We start from the raw sequence: 22,832 nt of genomic DNA on the forward strand, positions 1-22,832 counted from the left end.
TTGAACCTCATTTTAAGGATTACAAGTCTGGGGCTTTTGATATTGTTAGCTCTCATCTCCGCGATGCTCAAGCTCTCACTTGTTTATTTATGCTCCTTGCCACGGCTTCCTTGATTGCTCTGATTCTCGGTATCATGTTGGTGCGTTTGGGGCAAAGGGCTTGGATTGATTGGCATGACCACAGAGGCTTGAGTTTTCTGCAACTCGGTCTCCGTCATCTTCACAGTCTTCTTTACCAGCAAAAACTACTTCCTCAATTGCAGGTTTTGCCTAAAAGTAACCCTCCTCCTGCCTGTGCTTCTATTACCAAACGAGAAATGTTAGATTTTCGTATTGAATTTTCTCGTGTTACCACTGTCTCAGGATGAGACTCGCCTAAGTTTTCTGCACCACTAAGGATAATATCTTACATATCATCCAAAATCGGATTCACATCAAACCAACTAATCCCCTGATACTCATATTCAAAAACAAACTGACTCTTAATCAAAGTCTGATACTCCACCTCACCACGTACTTTCTTATCTTGTTTTACCTTTGTAATTAGTTCCCATTCATCTTCAGTAATTGTTTTAACCATCTTATTCCGTTCCTTGGCGATGATACTCTCGACCAACTTAGCCGTAATCGGCGGATCGTCCTGCTCCAAACAACCATACAACAATCGAAATAAATTACGAACATGACCACCACTAGCTTGACATAAGCGATCGAGAGTTTGGGGCGTATCAAATACTTTATTCACAAACTCATCGCCAATCCGCTGCACCGCACTTATATTCGGGAACGCCCTCGCCATCACGATCTGTCGCAATAGCGCCATCCCCGCCTCGCACGCACTGCCATCCTGCAACCGAGCAGGAACCATCGGCAAAGTCTTAATATCCGTACCAAATCGACTCGTCACGATCGCAGCATCATTAGAAAAAGTCAACAACAACGGAACCGTATATACCACATGACAATCCATTCCCCGTAACTGATCGCCCCGCTCCACAAACAAATATCCCGCCCGTGACTGCTCCTTAGGATCGATACGATTTTCAATGCGATCGAGGTTATCAACAATTACTACTAATCCATTCAGCCCTTTGGCTTTCAGTTTTTCCTTCGCAGGAGCCAGTAACTCCTTATTAATCGAATTGATAATGCTACTTGTCCGTGACTCCAAACGTTCGCGCATCTGCCGCCGCAATGACGGACTATTCTTCGCCTGCGCTGTAATCTCGGCAATCCCCACGGATAGTTTAAAATTGGCGCTTAAATCAAGCTTTGTTTGCAAAATATCCTTCAGTTCACCAAACAATTTCTTGAAATATTCTGGGATGATGTTGATCCCTTCCTTTTCCAATCCTTTGCTGAGTTGTCCTGCGATCGCTAACAAAATATCACTAGCATCAACATCGCTCAGTTCCAACTGGCGATCGCATTCAAAATAAGCCACATGGAACTTTTTCTCCGTCAGCTCATGCTTTAGTCGTAAAAGCTCCGTCGATTTGCCGCAACCGATATGCCCGGTAAATAATTGACAGGTCGCCTCGTCAGGCGAAATCCGCACAATCTTGCGCGACAAACTTTCAATCAGCTTTTCGCCGCGCACTGTTGAAAGATCGACGTAATAGCTACGATCCTCTTCATTACTGGAATCAAGCGGATGTGTAGGATTGCAAGCTTTGTAAAATCGAGAAAGTTCAAGATCCATATTTGAATTAATCGACGACTGCGGATGTCCTGATTATTCGTTATTGTAAGTCATCATCTACCAAAAACTAATCAGTTGCCCTGCATGGCGCGGCTCAATGCAAATAAGCCCTGCGAACTTGCTAATGCTATGATGCGAACTCAGATTTTGGTTTTATGGTCGAGGAGTCGTAGTTTGTGTGGTCGATCGCAGAGCGATTGATCCTTGCAACAAAGGTTATTTAATCAAATCGCTTAGATAACTATTTCTCTTTTTGAGAAACTCATCTAATAAATCGTAATAATTTTCGGGAACTGCTTGTTGCACAGATGGTCTTTCCAGCAAGGCTTTCCGCCAAGCATTAATCTTGGGAGTCCGATCGCTAAAGCCAAAATTTTGATAGCGATCGAAGGCGACAAAGTATCGAAAGATGGGCGCATAGACTGCATCGATCAGTGAAAATTTTTCACCAACAAAATATGGAGATGCATCTAATTGAGCGTCGAGGATTTCTAGATTTGCGATTAGATCCAAACGTTTTGTTTCAAAAGTCTCTTGGTCTTTAGCCGCATAGAATCCCGCAATTTTTGCAAGTAGATTTGATCCAAACTCAATCCAAGAGCGATGTTTAGCTTTTGTTAAAGGATCTAGTGGATGTAGAGAATCTGGGGTGATTTCATCAAGATATTCACAAATTACAGCAGATTCAAATAGGACTTCGCCATCAACGAGTAGAAGAGGAACTTTGCCTAGTGGCGAAATTTTAAGAAACCAGTCTGGTTTATTGCCAAGGTCAATATATTCGCGATCGCAAGGTATTTGCTTTTCGATGACGGTGATTAGCGATCGCTGTACATAGGGACAAAGAATATGGCTAATCAGTTTGAGTTTAGGCAACATGGCAAGAGTGTTATTAATATTTGAATATAGTTGCATTTACATTAATTGCAATTGCAACTAATATTAATCTAGCATATTTAATTGCAATTGCAATGACTTTTTCTCATACTGTTAACATGTCAACTAATTTAGCCTTAGATCCTTTACGAAATTCAGCTTGGCGAGCGCTTTTGACCGTCCATAGCAAGCTGCTCGATCGCATTGCCGAAAAACTCACCCAAGCCGATCTGCCGCCGTTGGAATGGTATGACGTAATGCTCACACTCAAAGAAGCTACTGATTACTCCTTGCGATTGAGTGAGTTAGCCGAAAAAGTTCTATTAAGTCGCAGCAATCTAACCCGCCTTGTCGATCGCCTTGAAAATGCAGGCTTTCTCTATCGCAAGTCCTGTCCTAACGATCGACGGGGGACTTATGCCGTCTTAACGGAATCAGGTTTAGCAATGCAACAAAAAATGTGGATGGTATATGCGGAGGGGATTTCTGAATATTTTGCTAACCATATCTCAGATGATGAAGCGAGAACTTTACAGCAAATCTGCGATCGCTTATTATGCCAATTCTCGAAAGCGTGACTACATTTTCCTATAGCAAATTAAAAACCAAAATAGAGTTGCGGCGCTTTGCGCCGCAAAAATTTCAAAGAAAAAACCCTACCAAAAGGTAGGGTCGAATAATCGTTTTTACTTTGTCTCAAAACATTTTGATTGGGAACGGTCAGTGCTTATACGTTAGCAAGCCACCAAATCAACCCATGCCCCGTAGAAAATTCAAGGATTAGCAAAGATACAAAACCAATCATCGCCAATCTGCCATTCAACAATTCTGCGTAAGGTGTAAAACCAGCTTTTTGGGTTTCTTCAACATACATCTTAGGTTCAACTGCGAAATTGTTGAGAACACCGCGCTCATCGACTCTATAACTGTTGCTCATTGCTTTGTCCTGTGTGTGACTTCCTTATGTAAAGAAATATAACAAAGTATTTCAATATATGAATCTAGCTAAAGGTATGCTTAGAAGCTTTGCCTTGCCTATACAAAGAGGTACGCCAAGAATAAGTGGTGCGGGGCGAAGCCCCGCACCACTTATTCTTGGCTTGAAAACTATTGGCGGGGCAAAGCACCGCCAATAGATTCTTGGGTTCATGATTTTTGAATTGTGTTTACCACACGGCGGCGTGTTTCTAAGATCTGACTGATTTCACGGGCAAAACTAGGCTGGCGATCGATCATTTGATTAACAGCATTAGCAGACAGCATCATCACTTCTAAATCCTCGATCGCTGTTACTGATATCGGACTATGCTCACCAGAAAAAAGCGTCATCTCACCAAAAAATTCGCCAGTCTTGATTGTTAAAAGCTCATGTTCGATATGCTCACGATCGCAGACGGACATAATCGCAGTACCAGCGATCACAATATACAGCGCATTATTACTGACTCCTTGCCAGATTACTTTCTCACCCGCGCCATAATGTTGCAAATCAATACCATCGGCAACAGAATCAGGGTTTTGTAATGGCACAAAAGCCGGAACAGATTGCAGGCTCTCGGTAAATTTCTTGGAAGTTCCCTGAGCCTGTAAGGTAGGACCATTAAAATGATAAAGAGTGCGAATGGGAAAAGGAATCGTCAGGTTATTGCGTTGGGCGGCATACCAGATCCGACTCATAAAGCGATCGCGAATACTTTCAATGTTGCTGTAGTCATCGATATAAAACTTCACCTCGTAGGTAATCGCAAAGTCATCGTAGGAAATTGTAAAAATCTCTGGCTCTGGATCTTTTAAAATGCCTTCAGTCTCAAGAGCCGTAGTCAGCAAAACATGTTTGGCCAAATTGGGCGGATCGTTATAAGAGAATCCATGACGAATCCGTTCCGCATGAATAGCGATCGGGCGGCTAAAGTTGCGAATAATCGCATTGCCAATGAGCTTGTGTGGAATAATCACCATTTCGCGCTCGAAGGTTTGTAAACGCACGGCTCGCCAATTGATATCAATCACTTGTCCAGTCAAATCACCGACTTCCAGCCAATCACCGACGGAGAAAGGTCGCTCAAATATCAGTGCAATTCCTGACATAACGCTGCCGAGGGTATCTTGGAGCGCTAAACCAATCACAATCGAGCTAACACCTAGAGCAGTAACTAATCCAGCGAGATCGGCATTCCAGACTGTAGCAAGGACGATCGCCACACCCAAAAGCACTAAAAACAGACGAAAGAGATCGATTAAGAGCTTAGGAACTCGCGCTCGCCAAGTATCGGCTTTTGCTTGCTCAAAAATGATCGCATTCAGTAGCGATAACGCCGCGTGCAATACGAAAATCCAAAATAGAGTTTGGACACTTTTAACAAGGTCGTCACTAGCAGGACGTTGCAGCACATACTGGATAAACAACATGAAGGCGAGCATTGGTAGCACCAAATTTCGCACTACTTGCAATGTGGCGACGAGGGGGCGGCGGCGATGTTGTAAGCGATAGATAACTTCGCCAAGAATAATTACCGACAGTGCTAGTCCGACAATTAAGGCGATCGCCCAAATAAACAGATGATTGGCAGTAGGTTGCAGCATATTGTGATTTCCAAATGAAGTTAAGAACATGGGTTTGCCATGTTCTTAACTTGGCTTAATTTTGCTCGTGCTTTTCAGTTGCCATGCTTCTAAAGTGGTTTCACCATCCTCAATTTTGGTGGCTAGGGGTGCAAACTCGTAGAGGTCGCATAGGCGACTGTAAATTTCGTGAGACACTAAAATTGATCCTTCGGGACAGGCCGACTTTAAGGCGCTAGCAATATTGATCGTGTCGCCCCATACATCGTAGATAAATTTATTTCTGCCGACAATGCCAGCCACGATATCACCTGAGTTAATCCCTAAGCTGATATTCAATTTGAATCCACGCTCTTGGCTAAACCGTCGCACGATCGCTTGCATCTCCAGCGCAAAATCGATTGCCCTTTTGTCATGGTCGAGATAGGGCACTGATAGCCCACAAACTGCCATATAGCTGTCACCAATGGTTTTGATTTTTTCCATACCAAAGCGATCGGCGGTTTCATCAAAGCTCGTGACCAGATCGTTGAGAATGCTGACAATTTCGTAAGCAGTAAGAGAATCTGATAACTTCGAGAATCCCGTCAAATCCGAAAATAGCACCGTCACATTAGAAGCACTCTCGGCAATATTCTTTTCACCTTGCTTAAGACGTTTAGCGATCGCCGCAGGAAAGATGCTCAGCAATAATTGCTCATTTTCGCGATTTTTTTCTTCGACTAAGTTTGTCTGATCGTGCAAGCTCGATACCATTAAGTTAAAAGACTGCGCGAGTTCGCCAAATTCATCTTGAGTTTCTAAAACCGCGATCGCATCTAATTGACCAGAGGCCACTTTACGAGCGCTGGCAATTAATTGATTAATCGGTTTCACAAATAAAGAAGCCATCACCATCGCCAATAAAACAACTAACAACATTAATAGAGTTGCCGAAATTACTAACTGGCGCTCAAAATCATTAATTGGCGCATAGGCTTCTGCTAAGTTGATCTCCGATAGAATGGCCCATTTTAATCCTTCTATTTGTAAAAGTGAGTAGGAACTGAGAACAGGAATATCACGATAATCACGGATGATTTTAATACCTTGCTTACCCATCATGGATTCCTCAACGGCGGTAGTCCGAACAACTTGCGCCAAAACCGAGGTCTTGTATTGACGAATTCTATTAATCGTTTCGTTATTAACGCCTAAAGCAACTAGCGTTTGAATGTATTCTTCAGGAGTTTCGATCAAAAATCGCGAAACCGATCGCATTAAAAAATCTTGACCGACTAAATAGGTTTCACCACTTTTGCCCAAGCCATCACTTTCCCACTTGCGATTGCCCGTCATCACATTATTAATCTCATCGACGGGAACTTGAATTGCGAGAACGCCAATAAATTTATCTTGATTATAGATAGGTGCAGCAATAAAGGCGGCCGGAGCGCCATAGGAAGGAGAATAGGCTTCAAAATCGATAATTCGCGCATAGTCCTTTTCTTTAGAACGGCGCACTGATACGAATAGACGGGCAAGATTACTTTCGTTATATGCGCCAACGGTGAGGCTAGAAGCAAAATCTGTCTCTTTATAAACTGTATAAACTATTCTGCCATCAGGATCAATTAGGAACAAATCATAGTAACCAAATTTCTCAATAATATTCCGAAAGATCGGATGATAACGACTATGGAGGCGACTGTATTCGCTACTATCATTGGCTTTGTCTAAGAGATGCTTTTTGCCAATAGAATTAGAATTATTGGCGATGTAATGATATTGCAGATAATTACTAGCGATCGCTTCTGGTAAAAATGAATTCAAAACAGGAGAACCTTGCTCTGTTTGCGCCAACTTGGGCAGAAATTCATTTTGATAATATGCATTAATTTTGGGGGATGCATCGGCTGGTAAAGGTACATTCTCAAGCTGTCTGTATGCGTTCGTGAATTCGGCGATCGCTGTTCCCACTGAAGGATCGTTACTCAACGTTTGAATATGATTGCGAATTGTTTTGAAATAGGATTCGATTTGATAAGCCTTGGAAGCCCGCACGCTGGTTAGCTGATTAAACACGCGATCGGTCAAATTGGACTTCCCGCTTTGATAACCAAGATATGCAGTCACGAGGATCGAGCTACTGCTAACCGTGAGCAGCATCACAATCAGTTTCGACTTAATACTCAGCCAATTAAATTTTAACCATTGCATATAAAAAATTTATAAGCTTATAGATAAAAAGTGCCACGCACTTTTTATCTATAAGTTCACTATTAAGAGCAATGTATTTTAGGTTAGAAATTTATAGAAAAATGTTAGTAGATAACTCATGTCAGTGTCTAGCAGTAAAATAAACAACCAGTTTTTTGTGGCGCGGCGAAGCCGTGCCACAAAAAACTGGTTGTTTATTAAAAGAAAGGCAGCACATCGTGCTGCCTTTCAACTAAGAATAAGCTTCAATCAAGCCATGTTGTAACGCATAACGCACCAATTCAGTGCGGCTGCTAGTACCAGTTTTGCTAAAGAGCCGACTGACATATTTCTCAACATTACGAATAGTTGTGCCAAGACGCTTAGCGATTTCTTTATTCATTAAGCCTTCAACTACAAGCTCTAAAACACTCTGTTCACGAGGTGTAAACTCAATCTTGATCGGTGGTGGGGTTACCTTAACCTTGATTGCTGCCTTCTCTTTCAGCAATTCCTTGATTTCTGCAAGTTGACCCGCCAGATCCGTTATTTCTGAAGTATTACTATTTGCTGTAACTGCTTGGATCGCTCGACGGGCAATCAAATTTTCCGCGATCGCGACTAGCTCATCAGGATCAAAAGGCTTGGACAAATAGGCATCACAACCCGCGTTATATCCCTCGATCCGATCCTTGGTCATGCCCTTTGCTGTCAAAAACACCACAGGCAAATTTAAAAAACGCACATCTTCGCGCATTTGCTTCAGAAATTCATACCCACTCACCTGTGGCATCATGATGTCCGAGATCACGAGATCGGGTGTGGTTTGCTCTAGCATTTGCCATGCATCGCGTGCATTGTTGGCAACTTGCACAGCAAAGCCACTATCTTCGAGATAGGCTTGCACCGCCTCTCTCAGACTTGGTTCATCATCCACAAGCAGGATATGTCCTGACATAGTTATCCTTATAGTTATGCAGTTATTTTGCGATCGCAATAGTTAGCTAATCTCAAAATCTGTACCGCCTGCGTAGCGGGCGGTACAGATTTTGGTTCTGGTTTTGTAATTATGCTGAGTTACTCATCTACCAATATATATCAATCCTAAATCATTTATGCCGTTACCATAAAACCGCAAAAAAGCGAGTGGTGGCGCTTAGCGCCACCACTCGCTTTTTTGCGGTTTTATGCACTAACTAATACTTGTCCATTCTCAATTTTGGCAGCATAGCGTTGCAGGGGTTTGTCTGCTGGCCCTTGGCGCACAGCACCGTCAGCCGCAAACTTGGCATCATGGCAAGGACAAACAAATTCTTTGTTTGCCGACTTCCACGCTACCGTGCAGCCTTTATGGGTACAAGTCGCATTAACAGCCAATACCTTTGTTGCATCATTAGGATTACGTACTACAGCAATTTTTTTGTCTGAGGAGACCAAAGCACCGTCTTTGTCCAGTTGAGCAACTGTACCGATCTCTTTAAAATTACCACTAGGTGCAGCAGCTACACTTTCAGGTGCTGATGTTGATGTAGGCGCTGATGCAGTAGGGGTATTAGCTTCACTACATCCAATTAAAGATGAGGGAAGAAGGCTAGCCAACCAGCCTAAACCAAACCAAGAAAGTAACTTACGGCGATTCAGATTCATATGTGTTCTCTGTGCGTCAGCTAAATATTTAGTGCAAACATTAACTCATTCTAGATAACCAGTATAGCGATCGCTATTCAAGACTTGCCATTTTAGGATGCTTTATGATGCATATAGCAATGAGGAACATACTTCATTCCCAGTGAATAGGTGGGGCGCAGCGAAGCCGCGCACCACCTATTCACTTTTAACGCTTATTAACTGAAAAATGGGGACGCAAGCAGCCATAATGCTGTATACAAACGATTACCCTGATCGCTATACATGATTAATGTTTACTAAGGTCGACATATGTCCATGCAAACACTTACACAGAGTGTCGATCGCATCCAAGAAGGAAAGATGAGCGTACAGCAAGATACAGGGCTTGATACTTGTCTAAAGTTTGTGATCGATCCTCAAACTGTCGGCTTACTTGAAAGTGAATTTACTCAAGAAGTTTTGACGATCAGAGCCTCTCACATTATGCCCGTACCGAATAAACCATCTTGTATTTTAGGTATATTAAGCCGTCGTCGCCGAGTTTATTGGGCGATCGATTTAGCAATGCTATTGGGTTTGCAACCTCTAGATCAAAATATTGGACTCTATGAAGTAATTTTGATATCAGTGCAACAACTTTCACTGGCGATGATCGTGCCTAAAATTTGGGGGGTTGTCCATATTCCAAATGACACCCTTGACCAAAATATTAGCTCTGTGCCAGCGACATTGAGACCATATCTTAAAGGGTATATTAACGATAAGGGAGAATGTTCTTATTTACTAAAAGCTGAAAATATTGTGCAATCGACAATTCTACATTCATAATTATATCTATCCCCAAAATGGAATCCTGCCGCAATGTTCTGCTTGAATTTGTTTCTAGAGAAGCTAATGCTCAAATTCAGAGCTTAGGCAGTGGGATTAGACATAAATACAATATTGACGAGGTGATTGCCTATACATTAAATCGTCTGCCATCTATGTTTGCATCGACGGATGTTGGCTTGCAGACAAAGAGACAAGAATGTACTGCTATGCAAGCCGATATTACGAAGGTAACTCGTCAAGCATTGTTAGCAGTGCGTCGCGATCCTTTGCGGGAGCCTCAGCCACTGGAAGCTATAGAAGTAGCCAATGCACCCCATGCTTTGCTAGATGCCCAAGACAGACTAGGTCGGACAAATCTCATGTGGTGTGACTTGCCCAGAGCCTTAGAAGACAATTTAGAAAATGCGATCGCTAAATATAATTCTGGTAACTTATCGCCGCGTGTCAGTAAATATGGCTCTTTGGGGCAGCGACAGATGAATTCGCAAATGTATCTTGGTAAGTCTAAGTCTACGCAAAAATGCAGCGTTGCCCCTGATTCTAAACAGAAAGAATATGACGTTTATATGATGGAATCTCATCAGCTAGTCCATTCTTTGGAGCGACTGGTGATTAGAATGGCGCAAAACCGAGCACAAAGTTTTCCCCCATCCGATCTGAGGTTCATTCGGCTAGAAGATGTACTAGCACGAACTTTAAATCGTCTACCGTCCTTGTATGCCACGTCAGCAAAGGGACTTGCTCATTTGCGTTATTACGCACAAATGAATATCGGTTCGGAAGTTGCCATCATTGTGCATGAGTCGATGCTAGAAGCTCGTAATGCCAGTTATCAAAAAATCGATCCCCTGATGTTCTCTAAAATTCGTCATGAGAGAGTACAAGCTTTAGCTAAAGTCAGTAAGTTACTGTTTGATCGGCAAGTAACATGGCAAAATTTGAGCGAATCTATATCAAAATCCCTAGAGCTTGCTAAAGCTGGAAAGGTTTGTTGGGTGCGATCGCAGCATAATGCGCCTAAACAATAAAGGTGGTGCAAAGCACCACCTTTATTGTTTAAGCATCGTAAACAATTTCAACTACTTCTAGTTCTTGTTTTGTACCAACAAAAGGATTATCTTCAGTCAGAAACAACATACAGTGACATTCTTTGCGTTCGCGCATTGGCACACAAGGGCAGTTCCAGTAGGTATCTTTGACTTCAGCTTCCTTGTCTTCATAATAGCGACAGGGACATAGAGGAGAGCCTAAATCATCTTTGTGTTTAGCTAAGCCCTCAATAACGGCATTAGTTACGCTAGGATCGACACAAAAGAATGTGCCTGTATTTTTTGCGTACCTTTCGGAGAATTTTCGCATTGCCTCAAAACTTTTAGAGGATGCTTTATTTTCCCCACGATCTGACTCTGACTCTGGGTTAAGGGACATGATCTAACAAAATACCAAGAAACTATTAGTTACTACCTATAGCATGAAATCGCTACACCACTTTATCTTAAAACCCTAAGAGGTAGAGGTAATCCAAAGCGTTAACTCTATCTCTTAGGTTTAATTTGTCTTACTTTTGTCACAACAAACAAGAATTTTTGCTAAAGTAGAAACAGAAGAAACAAGCCATTTCCAGTAATGCTGTATTAGGTGCATGTATGGCAACTAGAGTTAACTTTTGTATATCAATTGGTAGCGCGATCGCGGCAAGCTTTTTCAGTGCGATCGCCTTTGCTCCTGCCGCCCGATCAAATGATACTAGCAATCAAAAATTAGGCACAATAAGAACATTACCCAGTCTCCAGACAAGAGCACATCCACCTTTACAGCCTGATACTTTACATTTGGGCATGTTAGAACCGCAGTTTTTTAAGTATGCTCAGGACAATAACTGGGCTGCGATCGCGACGATTCATCGCGATGCATATACGATGCACCAGTTACAACCAGGCGGCGAGGGCTTGTATGCCTTGCCCGATCGCAAACTGGTTTATGTTAGGGGCTTTACTGCCAATATTTATTTTGAAAGCGATCGCTTAGTGGGGATTAGATTAACTCCTGATAACCGCGATCGCGCTCTGACAGCACCAGAGTTACTTATGCTTGTTCGGGCTTGGTTTCCTGATGATGTGCTAAGTGTGATCTATCAAGTCGCGCCATCCGATCCGCGCAAGAGTATAGTCGAAACGCTAATTGGTACAATACCAAAAGCTTTTGAGCAGGATCTGGGGAATGTCAGCTTGCCTTTTTGTCGAGCGATCGTTTTCCCCTCGCCTGTTCCTGTAAATACCTTGTCAACCTGTAACCTAAATATATAGAATCAGCGCTTCGCGCTGATTCTATGATGTTATACATTATCAACCTTTCAAATATCAAGTGAGCGCAAAGCGCTCACTTGCATGATCTTAAAAATCCCATGCAAAAACGAGTTTTATCTGGCGTACAACCGACTGGCAACCTTCACATTGGCAATTATTTGGGGGCAATTCGCAACTGGGTAGAGACTCAGGCTGATTACGAAAATTTCTTTTGTGTTGTCGATCTACATGCGATCACGGTTCCCCACGATCCGAAGACTCTAGCTAGCAACACTCGCGATATTGCCGCTCTATATATTGCTTGTGGCATTGATCCCAGTATTTCCACAATTTTTGTGCAGTCCCATGTTTCGGCACATGCCGAGTTAACTTGGCTGCTCAACTGCATCACACCGCTTAATTGGTTGGAGCGAATGATCCAATTTAAAGAGAAGGCGATCAAGCAAGGCGAAAATGTGGGCGTAGGGCTGCTGGACTATCCTGTGCTTATGGCGGCGGATATTTTGCTGTATCAAGCCGATCTAGTGCCTGTTGGTGAAGATCAAAAACAGCATTTGGAATTAACGCGGGATGTGGCAGGAAGGTTTAACGATCAATTTGCGCCAGTTTTGAAAGTGCCTGAGCCATTAATTCGTAAGGAAGGAGCACGAGTGATGAGCCTCACCGATGGCACAAAAAAAATGTCCAAGTCCGATCCTTCGGAAATGAGTCGGATTCATGTGTTAGATAAGCCTGATGAGATTGCTAAAAAAATCAAGAAATGTAAAACCGATGCAGTACGCGAGTTAGCTTTTGATGATAGCGATCGCCCTGAGGCAAATAATTTACTTGGGCTATACGCAATTTTTGCCAATAAAACTAAGGAACAGGTTCAAGCTGAGGCGGCGACATGGCGCGGTTGGGGTGATTTTAAGACTGTGTTGACTGATGCTGCGATCGCGCATCTTGAGCCGATTCAAACTAAGTATGATGAAGTGGTAAAGGAGTCAGGCTACCTTGATCGCGTATTACATGATGGGCGCGAAAAAGCTGCCGAGACTGCTTTTAAAACTCTGAATGCAGTCAAAGATGCAATGGGTTATTTACCACCGTTGTAAGTTTGCCAAACCACATTCAAAATCATTGTAAATCTAGGCTAAATATAGAGTTCAGAAACTATCAAAAAACTTATTTACTCACCAAAATAATGTCAAATTCTAAACGAAATATATTAGGACTATGGATACTAACTAATACATTTGGATTTGTCTTGGGTATGATATTCGCGGTATTGAGTATAAGTGTATCTTGGGCTCTTTATTCTAGTAGTATTCCTTACTATAATGTATTTCATTCTTTTGTTTCTGTACTGCCAGCTTCAAGTGTTGCATTTGCTGCTCAGTGGCTAGTACTAAGAAGATTTTTTACTGGATTAAGATGGTGGATACCAGCATCTGTTGGAGGCGCAATCCTCGGTTGGATTATTTTAACTAATCCTGAGAATAGCCTTCTTAAGATTTTTGTTACTCTTCCCGTTGGATGTATGCAATACCTGTGCATTTATCAGAGTTTTGAAAAGAAAATCTTGTGGGTGCTAGCTTCCACAATTGGCTTATTCTCAATTTTCATCACAGGTCCTGTCGGCGTGGCAATTTATGTAGTATTAACGGGAACCTGTCTAACTAAGTGGGAGCGTCAAACTATTGAAAAAAATAATGGTTAGAAAGTATTTATTTACAAAAATGTAATAACTCATGAACTCATTTGAAGATGTGCCATTCTCAAGTCTTTATTGAAAATAAACCCCAAGATTAGTAGGGTGAACAATGCCCACCCTACTAATTTCTTTTGGGAATTGATATGAGCTACGATTAGAGAAGTAACTTTGAGATGAAAGTATGGCTACCGTATCAATCTTGCCAATTTCTGATCCTAAAGGTGAAAAATCATATCGCGCCCTTGCGGGTGACAAACACTCTGAGGGTAAAACTGCGGGGCAGGCCTTAGATGCATTAACTACTCAACTAGGTGAAATAGAATTTAGTGCGATTGTTCTTATTCAAAGCTTTCAGCCTGACTCAATTTTTGGGGCTGAGCAACAAAAACGCTTATCAGAATTAATGGACTTGTGGAGACTTGCACGAGATCAAGACCAAGAATTACCAATCAATCAACAACAAGAGTTAGATCAATTAGTTGAAGCTGAGTTAAAAGCAGCAACAGCACGTACAGCCATCTTGATGCCGCAACAGAATTAATGAATCCTTACTATGTTGCGATCGCTAAACGTGCAAACCATCGCTGTGAGTACTGCCAAGCACCTGAGATCGTTTTTAATTTTCCCTTTGAAGTTGAGCATATCATTCCAATTTCTCGACAAGGTATAAATGCGCCAGATAATCTAGCTCTTTCATGTCGTTCTTGCAATCTTCGCAAAGGAAGCCGTATTACTGGAAATCTAGCTGCTCTCAATAGTAATGTCGCTGTCTTTCATCCGAGAAACGAAAAATGGCATGAACACTTTTATGTCAATACCGAAATCGGCGCGATCATAGGAATCACTCAAACTGGAGAAGTTACAGTCAAGTATCTCGAAATGAATAGTCCTGCTCAGGTGGGAGCAAGGCAACTATCGATTCGTCTAGGTTTGTTTCCGTAGTTAAAACTCAACCAAACCTATTTCCGTTTGAAATAAGCACGATACACGGGTAAACCTTGAGAAATGACTGAACTTTCGCGCTCGGTGGGAATATGTTCAGGGAAAATCGAATCATCGGCAAAGTTTCCTGTCCCAGCGAGATTAATAAAATTTTCATTTGCATCAAAATGTTGGCGCATATCTTCAGCTACTTCCAAAACATCTGACTGCAAGAATACATCGGCATTAGGCACAAGTAACTCAGCTAAAGTCGCCACTAATTCGGGTTGGACGGCGCGGCGTTTTTGTTGGCGACGCTTAAACCAAGGATCGGGAAATTGGACTGTGACTTCATGCAATGATTCTTTAGTTAATAATCCTGCTAGCGACACATTGGCATTGCAAAAAATGTAATGCAGATTTTTTAAACCTAGTTCATCACGGACTTCATTGCAGCGATCTACTAGCGGCTCCCGAATTTCTAAACCCAAAAAATTCCAATCTGGCTTGAGTTGCGCCGTCTGCAAAATATAGCGTCCTCTTGCCGAGCCAATATCCAAACTGAGTGGCTTTGAGCAATCAGCATAAACTTCTGTCCAGACTGGCGGCGCGATCGCAACGCTGTATTTTTTGGCTAAAGGGTTAACGTGTTCACGTACACGCGCCCGCGGCGACACATTTTCATTGCTAATGTTGACAATGATTTCGTTTGCGGATCGATTGGATTGGGACGTTGAGGAGTTTTGCATATTATTTAAGAATACCTCAGATAGAAGCTGTGGCGCTTTGCGCCGCAGCTTCTATCTTGTCCAAGCAACTGACAAAAAACGACTTTTGGTTTTTGGCAAACACTTTTGATCCCTGCTCTGCGATATATCTGGATAGAGCTAAAAATTAATCAATTTATCGATCGCTATGCCTGTCGCAGATTGGTCTCTAAAGCATGTCCCCAATATGTCTGACCATCTTTTTCCCATAACCTATTCCACCCTTGCAACGCAAGCATTGGTAGATCGAGTGTTATGCCGATATGCCGTGGGCGAAATTACCAGTTGTGTCTTCTGGATGCGGGGACTGAGCGACATCTATCTCGTAGAAGCAGGCGATCGCCGCTATGTACTGAGAGTTTCCCATGCCCATTGGCGCTCTAAAGCAGAAATCGAATTTGAATTAGAATTATTAGCGTTTTTGCACAAAAATTATATTCCTGTTGCCCATCCCCTCACAACTAATGATGGACAACTAGCGATCGAGATTCCTGCCCTTGAAGGTAAACGCTATGCTGCTTTATTTACTTATGCCGCAGGTCAAGTTGCTATTGGGGATCTGAATAAAGCACAAGCGCAAAAATTAGGTGAAACTTTAGCTAATCTCCACGGCGCTGCTCAAAATTTTTACTGTCGGATCGATCGCCCCCATTTGACGATCGAATATTTACTAGATGACTCACTACATGACTTGTCACCGTTTTTGCATGGTTCAGCGCGATCGTATATGAATGATGCGATCGCCCAAATCAAAGAACAAATCTGTCATCTTCCACAAACTTTCCCGATCTGGAGTGTCTGCTGGGGCGATCCCCACAGTGGCAATGTCCATTTTACTGACACCAACGAGATCACCCTATTTGATTTTGATCAATGCGGCTATGGCTGGCGATCATTTGACATTGCCAAGTTTCTGCAAGTGACTTTGCAAGCAGGGATCAGTCCTAGCGTCCGCAAAGCTTTTTTGCAAGGCTATCAGTCATCACAGCCACTTGAAGACATTGAGTTAAGTTGTATGCAACCCTTAATCCAAGTCGCGCAGATCTGGTCATGGGCGATCAGTGTCAAATCTGCGATCGTGCATAATCACAGCAAGCTCGATGCTAGTTACTTCCACCAACGTCTTGAGCATTTTAAGATGTTGCGATCGCCCGACTGGAAACCTTTTTAAAATTAAAGCCAAAAAAGCAGATGGGGCGCAAAGTGCTCCATCTGCTTTTTTGGCCTTACAAGAAATGCTATAACAAAAGAACTTTTGATCTAAATAATTCTAAATAATTCTCAATAAATCATGAAATATTGGCGATTCATCACCAGCATCATCTTAGCCACAATCATCTTTTTAAGTCCATGCCCAGTCCAAGCTGCTAGCTCCTCCAGCGTTACTCGCTCCATCTTGAACGAAGCAGGAAGCGAAGACTTCTCTGGAAAAAACTTAATTCGGGCCGAATTTACTAGCATCACTTTAAAGGATGCAAATTTTACAAATGCTGATTTACGAGGCGCACTCTTCAATGGCGTTTTATTAGATGGAGCCAATCTACATGGCAGCGATTTTAGTTCGGGAATAGCTTATGTTACGAGGTTTAAGAATGTTGATTTGAGTGATGCAATCTTAGCTGATACCAATATGTTGCGATCGACCTTTGATAATGTGGATGTCACAGGTGCTGATTTCACCAATGCACTGCTAGATGTTCAGCAATTAAAAAAACTTTGTGTTAATGCATCTGGCACAAACTCTAAAACAGGCACTGATACTCGCGAATCTCTAGGCTGTTAATAAAAAAAGGAGCGCAACGCGCTCCTTTTTTTATTCTAAAGGTTCAACTGATACGCCTCGAATGATCCGCGATAATTCTGATTTTTCATCCACAGATACCCTCGTTGGCGATCCACTCAAAATCCGCTCGAATCCTTGGAATGAATCCTTAATTTGTGCGCCTTCATCGGTAATGACATATTCACGAATACGGCTGTCATGGCGCGATCCCCGCATCTTAAACACATTGACCGCACGCGACATTTGCCCGCGAATTTCTACATATTGCAACAGAATAATCGTGTCTGTAATTGTCGAAATATGTGACTCTGTAATCGAATGTGAACCCATGAATTGATCGGTGGTGTTTGTAAATAAGCCTGTGATTTCTTCTTGCTTGACATAGCCTGTTAAGCCGATCACAAATTGGCGGAAGGTGTTGTTACTTACGCCTCTCGCCAATGCTGAGAGGGAGTCGATCGCAATACGAGAGGGCTTGAATGTTTCGATTTCCGACTTAATTACCTGTAAATGATCCTCCAATCCTGATGACTCAGGGTAAACACAGATAATTTTTAATAAGCCAGAACTTTCCCATTTATCGAAATCGGTTCCCCAAGATGAAGCATTGCGCGTAAGCTGTTGGCGGGACTCCTCATAGGCAAACAAAATCGCCCGTTCGCCATTTTCACAACCATTTTCAATAAACTTACTAACCATCAGGGTTTTGCCCGTACCAGTTGCCCCAGTTGTAAGAATAATCGAATCCTTAAAATAGCCACCACCACACATTTCATCAAGTGTAGTAATACCCGAAGAGACTCTGGTATTAGATGATTTTTGGGTAAGGCGCATTGCGCCCAAGGGAAATATATTAATGCCTTTGCTGGTCATCGTAAATGGAAATTCGCCCTTCATATGGGTTGTACCCCGCAGCTTTAGAATCTCGGCGGTGCGATGGCGACGCTCCCCATCAAGGACATTTCTTAAAATAATTACATTATCGGAAACGAATTCTTCTACCCCAAATCTTGCCACAGGGCCATATTCTAATTCGCGCTCAGTGGTCATGACTGTGGTTACGCCCAGAGACTTAAGTCGAGCGATAATCCGAAATATTTCGCGTCGGACTAGGCCAAGCGAGTCGTATTGCTGAAAGATAGCGGTCATCGAATCAATGGAGATCCGTTTCGCTTTGTATTTGATAATTGCGTATTGAATGCGCTCGATCAGTGCTGACAGGTCAAAATCGCCAACTACTTCTTGACCTTCAGGATCTGGAGAAGCATCAAGGATAAATAAGCGCCCTTCATCGATCAGTTTTTGCAGATCCCAATTAAAGCTATGGGCATTTTTAATAATGTCAGACGGCGATTCTTCAAAAGTAACAAATACGCCATGCTCGTCTAAGCCCGTAATGCCGTTATAGAGAAACTGCATTGACAAAAGAGTTTTTCCAGTACCTGATGTCCCACTAACAAGAGTCGATCTCCCTTTGGGTAGTCCTCCATGAGTGATGTCATCTAACCCCTCGATCATGGTGCGTAACTTCTGCACACCTAGCTCTTGTCTTTTGGTATCGCTGCTATCGTTATTTATTTCAATTGATGGGCTAGTCATTGCCAATTAATTCCTCATATAGTAGATCTAGTCCGATTAAAACTTTTTCGCGATCAGACAGGTCACCAATAATTTTCCTAACTGGCGGCGGTAAAACCTTTGCTAAGGTGGGAGTAGCAAGGATTTTATCTTCTTCAGCTAGTTGCGGATTTTTAAGCACATCAATGACTTTCAACGTATAAACGCCTTGAAATTCTTTCTCAAGGATATCGTTGAGCATTTTCAGTGCTCTCACCGAATTTGGCGTGTTGCCTGCGACGTAGAGTTTTAGGACGTAAGTTTTACGAATCATTTCATTAATTGTGGTTGCGTCGGCTATTTATAACGTATCTCTTAAACTTCTATAGAATTAATCTTTGCATTTGCTCTATTGTTTTAGGATCGGGGAATAGATCGTCGATATAGCTCACATAGGTGGGCAATCATGTCAATTAGCGTAATTCGATAATCTAGTAAAATTTCATCATTTCTGCCTTCTAGTCTTAATTGCTTGGCAAATTCATCCATCAGTTCCATATGAATCTCTAGAACCTGTGACACAGAAATATCAGCAAAAAATGAGAGATTAACGAATTCATCAATCTTTTGGTTTAAATCATCGTTTTTTTCGAGAAAGTACTCTAGGATGATTGACCGATATATGTTCTTTAGGCGATCGCTATATTCTTTCCTATCCTCAGGAGATAGGTTACGCAGGAATAATCGTGAATCGCGTTTGTAATACACCCCCAAATACCCCAATCTCTCATTTAGCTTTTGAGCTAGCCTTTGTTGTTGAACACTTAAAGATTCGGAAGCATCGCTGCATGGAATATTGACATAGACTTGGTGTCTAACTTGTGGCGAAATCTTGATAAAAGTGGCGATCGCTTGATCGATAATCGTTGGCAGATCTTGAAGCTGAGCAAGATTAATACTGATACTGGCTCGATAAAAGTCTTTTGATTCGATCTGTTCATAAGGGGGTTCGCTTTGTTCATAAAGATCTTCTAGGACTAGGATGGTCGGCATGAAAATATTTAACATGCCAAGATGATCGACTACAGCCTCAACATCTCTCTTGACATCTTTAAATATAACTAGACAATCTTGGGCATTTTGGGTTTTTGTTAATAAACTTACAAGTCCTTCTAATTCGGAAACAACTGTAATTGTGTATCGATCCTCTGGCAAAAACTTCGCAAGAGTGGATTTGGTTTGGTTGACATTATCTTTAGCCACCAAACAGCATACTTGTAGATTAGAAATAACAGGCACGGGCTATTGGTGGTTGGTAATGGCTGAAATTTTATCTTAATCTTTATTTTCGCACTTAAATGACGAAACCATGTGAAATTGGTGATCGTACTATATAGAAATTTATAGGTTGTTAGTGATAAATGACACTTACAGTACTTTCCGCTAATATCCGAACTAATAAATTTTTTTAAAGTGTTGCTTGGCAACATTTAAAAAAATTTATTGGGTTTCGTCCGATCTGTGCTGTATTAACCATAACCCGTAAGCATTTCAGCATATGGACTCTCTCACCTTAAATCAGTCTTTAGAGATATATGGACAGTCGCTGGTAGCAATTTGCCGACTGCCCACCCATACTGCTGAGGCGTTAAGCCTTCTTCAAAAAGGATGGTCTAATGTTGTGGTGTTAGATAAAAACGATTTGCCTCAGGGGTTATTTAATACAAGATGTTTATTAAATTGGCAATCGCAGACAGATAATTGCGCGTTTGTAGCGCCATCGATCGCGTTAGAAGATATTGATCTGGAGCCATTACCTGCGATCTCGATCTCGATGACGATCGCTGATTTTTTGCAAAGAATTTCGCAATATCGGCATTCGGCGGAAATATGGGCTTTAGTTGATGACTATGGGAAATTTACGGCGCTTTTGGAAGTCTCAAAATTATTGCGATCGCTGGTGCAAGTTGAGCAAAGCCAAAGCCCAACTGTAACCTCGTTGTTATTGCCTCTGATCTATCAATTACCACTACCCGTGATGATCAGCGATCGCGATGGGGCAATCGTGGGGATGAATTCTGCATGGCGAAATAGCTTACACGAAAGTTTACTCAGTAATGCTGCGGCATATATATCGCCAATAGCTGAGACTACTAGCAAAATATCGACTAATAATCATCATGTTGAGAATAGTCCCCAAGTACTTGAACCAAATCTACCAGTAACTCACCAGTTCTGTACTACTGATGGTGCATCATTTACTTGGCAAGTGATTAGTGTCGCCCTACAAGGCAGTCTGCAAGGACTAGATCTAGCGATCGCCTACGACATCACTGCCCAAAAGAATCTCGCTCAAGAGCTAGCGGGGCTAAGTCGAGTCAAAGATGAATTCTTGACCTGTATCAATCATGAGTTAAAAACGCCCTTAACTTCCGTGATTGGGATTGCTAGTTTATTGAGTAACAATACTTTTGGAGAACTGAATGAACGCCAAAGTCGCTATGTGAAGATGATTCATCAAAGCGGTCGGCAATTAGTTTCGATTATTGATAATATTTTTGACCTCGCCAAAGCCGAGTCAGGACAACTAGAACTATATGCCGAGACTGTTTCTGTAAAAGATATTTGCCTAAAAAGTATTCAACAGGTTAAAAAGCTCGTTCAACAAGATTCCACGATTTTCCGAAACTATCACTTTGAGGAAGGTTGGGAACTGGATATTCATTTAGATATCGATCCAACGGTGCAAACAATTTATGCGGATGAAACTAGGTTGCAGCAAATGCTCATAAACCTGCTTTCCAATGCTTTTAAATTTAGTTTTTTTCCATCGGAATTAGTTGATGATGTACCGTCTACACCTCCCAAAATAGGGGTTACGGTGCGATGGTGGGAAGGCTGGCTCGCAATCACTGTCTGGGATCAGGGGATTGGCATTCCTGAAGAAAAACAAAGCTTAGTATTTCAAAAATTTCAACAGGTCGAAAATGTCCTAACTCGACGCTTTGAAGGGACTGGATCAAGCTTGCTCTTAACTAGACACCTAGCTCGTTTGCATGGTGGCGATATTACCTTTGTTTCACAGGTAGATGTGGGCAGTCAGTTTACAATTTTGTTGCCTCCTGAGACTAGCCGTAATCTTGAGCAACTTGAAAAGCGGATTGACATCAGTCATGGTCGCTTAGTATTGATTGTGGAAACTTCTATGGAGGCTGTGGATTGGCTAAGAAATACTCTGGCGGATTTCAATTATCAAGTAGTAATTGCGCGATCGGGAACTGAAGCTCTAGAAAAAGCAAGACGTTTGCAGCCTTGCTTAATTTTGTTAAGTCCAAATGTGCCAATGTTATCGGGCTGGGATGTTTTAGCATTACTCAAGGGCGATCCAATAACGCAGCATATTCGCGTAGTAATGATGAAACATGCTGATGAACCCAAAATCAACTCCCATCAAGCGGATGGAATTTTGATCAAACCGATCAAATCGGAAGAACTTAGCGTGTTTCTGCCCAACTACGTGGCAGCTCCGAAATCTCTCAAATTCTTATACTTAAATCACAATCTGGAAGACCCTGTAATTGGTTTACTTCAAGATCTTGGTCATTGTCTACTAGAAGCCGAAGACTTGCCTCAAGGAGATGCGTTATCCAAAATTTGGCAGCCAGATTTGGTTCTACTTAATGGTGACAATCAGTTTTTATTGAAGTATCTAGAAGATATTAGTAAGTTAGAGTTACTATCCAGTTTGCCAATCTTAATTATTACTAAGTCCGAGATCGCTGAAATTAATTGGCTTCAAAATCGATTTATAAACCTGAATTTACATGATTGCCTAAGCCTAGATTTAGACAATGTAGATATAGCTAGAACTGAGATTTTGTTGGCTTTGCATCAGTCGATCACTAATGCTATATGTTATGTTATTCCACATTCTTTTGCGAATACAGCAAGCATAAGCCGCGATCGCTAATTTTTTAAATAGCGAGTCTATTTAGGATTGTTATATCTAGATTTTGAGCCATTT

23 protein-coding genes and 1 pseudogene are annotated in these 22,832 nt (G+C 42.0%); 12 read left to right on the top strand and 12 right to left on the bottom strand.

Annotated elements, in window-relative coordinates; translation table 11 throughout:
* Positions 1-368, top strand: a pseudogene (locus APA_RS16115) (IS4 family transposase); the annotation flags it as partial.
* Positions 369-406: 38 nt separating this feature from the next.
* Here the strand turns inward: APA_RS16115 and APA_RS16120 are convergent.
* Positions 407-1,702, bottom strand: a complete 1,296-nt coding sequence (locus APA_RS16120; protein ID WP_201323282.1) for an ATP-binding protein — start codon at positions 1,700-1,702, stop codon at positions 407-409.
* A gap of 216 nt (positions 1,703-1,918) precedes the next feature.
* On the bottom strand, positions 1,919-2,617 hold the full coding sequence (locus APA_RS16125) for a glutathione S-transferase family protein (RefSeq protein ID WP_201323283.1): 699 nt from the start codon (positions 2,615-2,617) through the stop codon (positions 1,919-1,921).
* An 80-nt stretch (positions 2,618-2,697) separates the two neighbouring features.
* Between APA_RS16125 and APA_RS16130 the strand changes: the two genes are divergently transcribed.
* A complete protein-coding gene (locus tag APA_RS16130; RefSeq protein WP_201323284.1) occupies positions 2,698-3,156 on the top strand; it encodes a MarR family winged helix-turn-helix transcriptional regulator in 459 nt (152 codons plus the stop codon).
* 149 nt (positions 3,157-3,305) lie between these two features.
* Here APA_RS16130 and APA_RS16135 read toward each other — a convergent pair whose 3' ends face one another.
* The 5 genes from APA_RS16135 to APA_RS16155 all read right to left on the bottom strand — a co-directional run bounded on the left by APA_RS16135 (position 3,306) and on the right by APA_RS16155 (position 8,965).
* Positions 3,306-3,515: a chlorophyll a/b-binding protein gene (locus APA_RS16135; protein ID WP_142654359.1), complete on the bottom strand. Its 210-nt coding sequence runs from the start codon at positions 3,513-3,515 to the stop codon at positions 3,306-3,308.
* Between the two features lie 209 nt (positions 3,516-3,724).
* A complete protein-coding gene (locus APA_RS16140) occupies positions 3,725-5,161 on the bottom strand; it encodes a mechanosensitive ion channel family protein (protein WP_201323285.1) in 1,437 nt (478 codons plus the stop codon).
* A 45-nt stretch (positions 5,162-5,206) separates the two neighbouring features.
* Positions 5,207-7,339, bottom strand: a complete 2,133-nt coding sequence (locus APA_RS16145) for an adenylate/guanylate cyclase domain-containing protein (protein ID WP_201323286.1) — start codon at positions 7,337-7,339, stop codon at positions 5,207-5,209.
* A gap of 232 nt (positions 7,340-7,571) precedes the next feature.
* Complete coding sequence (locus APA_RS16150; protein WP_201323287.1) at positions 7,572-8,276, bottom strand: response regulator transcription factor; 705 nt, start codon at positions 8,274-8,276, stop codon at positions 7,572-7,574.
* A gap of 227 nt (positions 8,277-8,503) precedes the next feature.
* Complete coding sequence (locus tag APA_RS16155; protein ID WP_201323288.1) at positions 8,504-8,965, bottom strand: ubiquinol-cytochrome c reductase iron-sulfur subunit; 462 nt, start codon at positions 8,963-8,965, stop codon at positions 8,504-8,506.
* 291 nt (positions 8,966-9,256) lie between these two features.
* Here APA_RS16155 and APA_RS16160 point away from each other — a divergent pair, with 291 nt between their 5' ends.
* The gene (locus tag APA_RS16160; protein WP_201323289.1) at positions 9,257-9,775 is read left to right on the top strand and encodes a chemotaxis protein CheW; all 519 of its coding nucleotides are present in this window, start codon (positions 9,257-9,259) and stop codon (positions 9,773-9,775) included.
* Between the two features lie 17 nt (positions 9,776-9,792).
* On the top strand, positions 9,793-10,806 hold the full coding sequence (locus APA_RS16165) for a late competence development ComFB family protein (RefSeq protein WP_201323290.1): 1,014 nt from the start codon (positions 9,793-9,795) through the stop codon (positions 10,804-10,806).
* A gap of 28 nt (positions 10,807-10,834) precedes the next feature.
* Here APA_RS16165 and APA_RS16170 read toward each other — a convergent pair whose 3' ends face one another.
* On the bottom strand, positions 10,835-11,206 hold the full coding sequence (locus tag APA_RS16170) for a ferredoxin-thioredoxin reductase catalytic domain-containing protein (protein ID WP_201323291.1): 372 nt from the start codon (positions 11,204-11,206) through the stop codon (positions 10,835-10,837).
* 218 nt (positions 11,207-11,424) lie between these two features.
* On the opposite strand from APA_RS16170, the gene APA_RS16175 reads away from it, so the two are divergent.
* The 5 genes from APA_RS16175 (at position 11,425) to APA_RS16195 (ending at position 14,722) form a co-directional block, all read left to right on the top strand.
* A complete protein-coding gene (locus tag APA_RS16175) occupies positions 11,425-12,084 on the top strand; it encodes a hypothetical protein (RefSeq protein ID WP_201323292.1) in 660 nt (219 codons plus the stop codon).
* A 98-nt stretch (positions 12,085-12,182) separates the two neighbouring features.
* Positions 12,183-13,181 (top strand): tryptophan--tRNA ligase, encoded by a 999-nt coding sequence (gene trpS / locus APA_RS16180; RefSeq protein WP_201323293.1) that lies wholly within the window; start codon positions 12,183-12,185, stop codon positions 13,179-13,181.
* 89 nt (positions 13,182-13,270) lie between these two features.
* Positions 13,271-13,786 (top strand): hypothetical protein, encoded by a 516-nt coding sequence (locus tag APA_RS16185; RefSeq protein WP_201323294.1) that lies wholly within the window; start codon positions 13,271-13,273, stop codon positions 13,784-13,786.
* Positions 13,787-13,961: 175 nt separating this feature from the next.
* Positions 13,962-14,321: a hypothetical protein gene (locus APA_RS16190; protein ID WP_201323295.1), complete on the top strand. Its 360-nt coding sequence runs from the start codon at positions 13,962-13,964 to the stop codon at positions 14,319-14,321.
* Positions 14,321-14,722 carry an HNH endonuclease gene (locus APA_RS16195; protein WP_201323296.1) on the top strand — a complete coding sequence of 134 codons (402 nt, stop codon included), beginning with the start codon at positions 14,321-14,323 and terminating at the stop codon, positions 14,720-14,722. The genes APA_RS16190 and APA_RS16195 overlap by 1 nt, the downstream gene beginning before the upstream one ends.
* A 17-nt stretch (positions 14,723-14,739) precedes the next feature.
* Here APA_RS16195 and trmB read toward each other — a convergent pair whose 3' ends face one another.
* Entirely contained in the window at positions 14,740-15,378 is a 639-nt protein-coding gene (gene trmB / locus APA_RS16200; RefSeq protein ID WP_201323297.1) for a tRNA (guanosine(46)-N7)-methyltransferase TrmB, read from the bottom strand.
* Between the two features lie 238 nt (positions 15,379-15,616).
* Here trmB and APA_RS16205 point away from each other — a divergent pair, with 238 nt between their 5' ends.
* Together APA_RS16205 and APA_RS16210 are read left to right on the top strand one after the other, a co-directional pair.
* The gene (locus tag APA_RS16205; RefSeq protein ID WP_201323298.1) at positions 15,617-16,639 is read left to right on the top strand and encodes a homoserine kinase; all 1,023 of its coding nucleotides are present in this window, start codon (positions 15,617-15,619) and stop codon (positions 16,637-16,639) included.
* Between the two features lie 120 nt (positions 16,640-16,759).
* On the top strand, positions 16,760-17,251 hold the full coding sequence (locus APA_RS16210) for a pentapeptide repeat-containing protein (RefSeq protein ID WP_201323299.1): 492 nt from the start codon (positions 16,760-16,762) through the stop codon (positions 17,249-17,251).
* Between the two features lie 30 nt (positions 17,252-17,281).
* Here APA_RS16210 and kaiC read toward each other — a convergent pair whose 3' ends face one another.
* The 3 genes from kaiC to APA_RS16225 form a co-directional block, all read right to left on the bottom strand.
* Positions 17,282-18,850, bottom strand: coding sequence for a circadian clock protein KaiC (gene kaiC / locus APA_RS16215; protein WP_201323300.1), 1,569 nt, complete (start codon positions 18,848-18,850; stop codon positions 17,282-17,284).
* Entirely contained in the window at positions 18,843-19,142 is a 300-nt protein-coding gene (kaiB, locus tag APA_RS16220) for a circadian clock protein KaiB (protein ID WP_009626105.1), read from the bottom strand. The genes kaiC and kaiB overlap by 8 nt, the downstream gene beginning before the upstream one ends.
* An 83-nt stretch (positions 19,143-19,225) precedes the next feature.
* Positions 19,226-20,107: a circadian clock protein KaiA gene (locus tag APA_RS16225; RefSeq protein ID WP_201323301.1), complete on the bottom strand. Its 882-nt coding sequence runs from the start codon at positions 20,105-20,107 to the stop codon at positions 19,226-19,228.
* 259 nt (positions 20,108-20,366) lie between these two features.
* Here APA_RS16225 and APA_RS16230 point away from each other — a divergent pair, with 259 nt between their 5' ends.
* On the top strand, positions 20,367-22,778 hold the full coding sequence (locus tag APA_RS16230) for a hybrid sensor histidine kinase/response regulator (protein ID WP_201323302.1): 2,412 nt from the start codon (positions 20,367-20,369) through the stop codon (positions 22,776-22,778).
* Positions 22,779-22,832: the final 54 nt, after the last annotated feature.

It is taken from the genome of Pseudanabaena sp. lw0831 (genome assembly GCF_016584665.1).
Classification (GTDB): Bacteria; Cyanobacteriota; Cyanobacteriia; order Pseudanabaenales; family Pseudanabaenaceae; genus Pseudanabaena.

Bases quoted from the DNA above. Each gene is read 5' to 3' on its own strand.
- APA_RS16175 (WP_201323292.1), top strand. From the start codon at position 11,425: ATGGCAACTAGAGTTAACTTTTGTATATCAATTGGTAGCGCGATCGCG.
- APA_RS16135 (WP_142654359.1), bottom strand. From the start codon at position 3,515: ATGAGCAACAGTTATAGAGTCGATGAGCGCGGTGTTCTCAACAATTTC.
- APA_RS16190 (WP_201323295.1), top strand. From the start codon at position 13,962: ATGGCTACCGTATCAATCTTGCCAATTTCTGATCCTAAAGGTGAAAAA.
- kaiC (WP_201323300.1), bottom strand. From the start codon at position 18,850: ATGACTAGCCCATCAATTGAAATAAATAACGATAGCAGCGATACCAAA.
- APA_RS16140 (WP_201323285.1), bottom strand. From the start codon at position 5,161: ATGCTGCAACCTACTGCCAATCATCTGTTTATTTGGGCGATCGCCTTA.
- APA_RS16150 (WP_201323287.1), bottom strand. From the start codon at position 8,276: ATGTCAGGACATATCCTGCTTGTGGATGATGAACCAAGTCTGAGAGAG.
- APA_RS16170 (WP_201323291.1), bottom strand. From the start codon at position 11,206: ATGTCCCTTAACCCAGAGTCAGAGTCAGATCGTGGGGAAAATAAAGCA.
- kaiB (WP_009626105.1), bottom strand. From the start codon at position 19,142: ATGATTCGTAAAACTTACGTCCTAAAACTCTACGTCGCAGGCAACACG.
- APA_RS16195 (WP_201323296.1), top strand. From the start codon at position 14,321: ATGAATCCTTACTATGTTGCGATCGCTAAACGTGCAAACCATCGCTGT.
- APA_RS16155 (WP_201323288.1), bottom strand. From the start codon at position 8,965: ATGAATCTGAATCGCCGTAAGTTACTTTCTTGGTTTGGTTTAGGCTGG.
- APA_RS16210 (WP_201323299.1), top strand. From the start codon at position 16,760: ATGAAATATTGGCGATTCATCACCAGCATCATCTTAGCCACAATCATC.
- APA_RS16205 (WP_201323298.1), top strand. From the start codon at position 15,617: ATGCCTGTCGCAGATTGGTCTCTAAAGCATGTCCCCAATATGTCTGAC.
- APA_RS16160 (WP_201323289.1), top strand. From the start codon at position 9,257: ATGTCCATGCAAACACTTACACAGAGTGTCGATCGCATCCAAGAAGGA.
- trpS (WP_201323293.1), top strand. From the start codon at position 12,183: ATGCAAAAACGAGTTTTATCTGGCGTACAACCGACTGGCAACCTTCAC.
- APA_RS16185 (WP_201323294.1), top strand. From the start codon at position 13,271: ATGTCAAATTCTAAACGAAATATATTAGGACTATGGATACTAACTAAT.
- APA_RS16230 (WP_201323302.1), top strand. From the start codon at position 20,367: ATGGACTCTCTCACCTTAAATCAGTCTTTAGAGATATATGGACAGTCG.
- APA_RS16165 (WP_201323290.1), top strand. From the start codon at position 9,793: ATGGAATCCTGCCGCAATGTTCTGCTTGAATTTGTTTCTAGAGAAGCT.
- APA_RS16120 (WP_201323282.1), bottom strand. From the start codon at position 1,702: ATGGATCTTGAACTTTCTCGATTTTACAAAGCTTGCAATCCTACACAT.
- APA_RS16125 (WP_201323283.1), bottom strand. From the start codon at position 2,617: ATGCAACTATATTCAAATATTAATAACACTCTTGCCATGTTGCCTAAA.
- APA_RS16145 (WP_201323286.1), bottom strand. From the start codon at position 7,339: ATGCAATGGTTAAAATTTAATTGGCTGAGTATTAAGTCGAAACTGATT.
- APA_RS16130 (WP_201323284.1), top strand. From the start codon at position 2,698: ATGTCAACTAATTTAGCCTTAGATCCTTTACGAAATTCAGCTTGGCGA.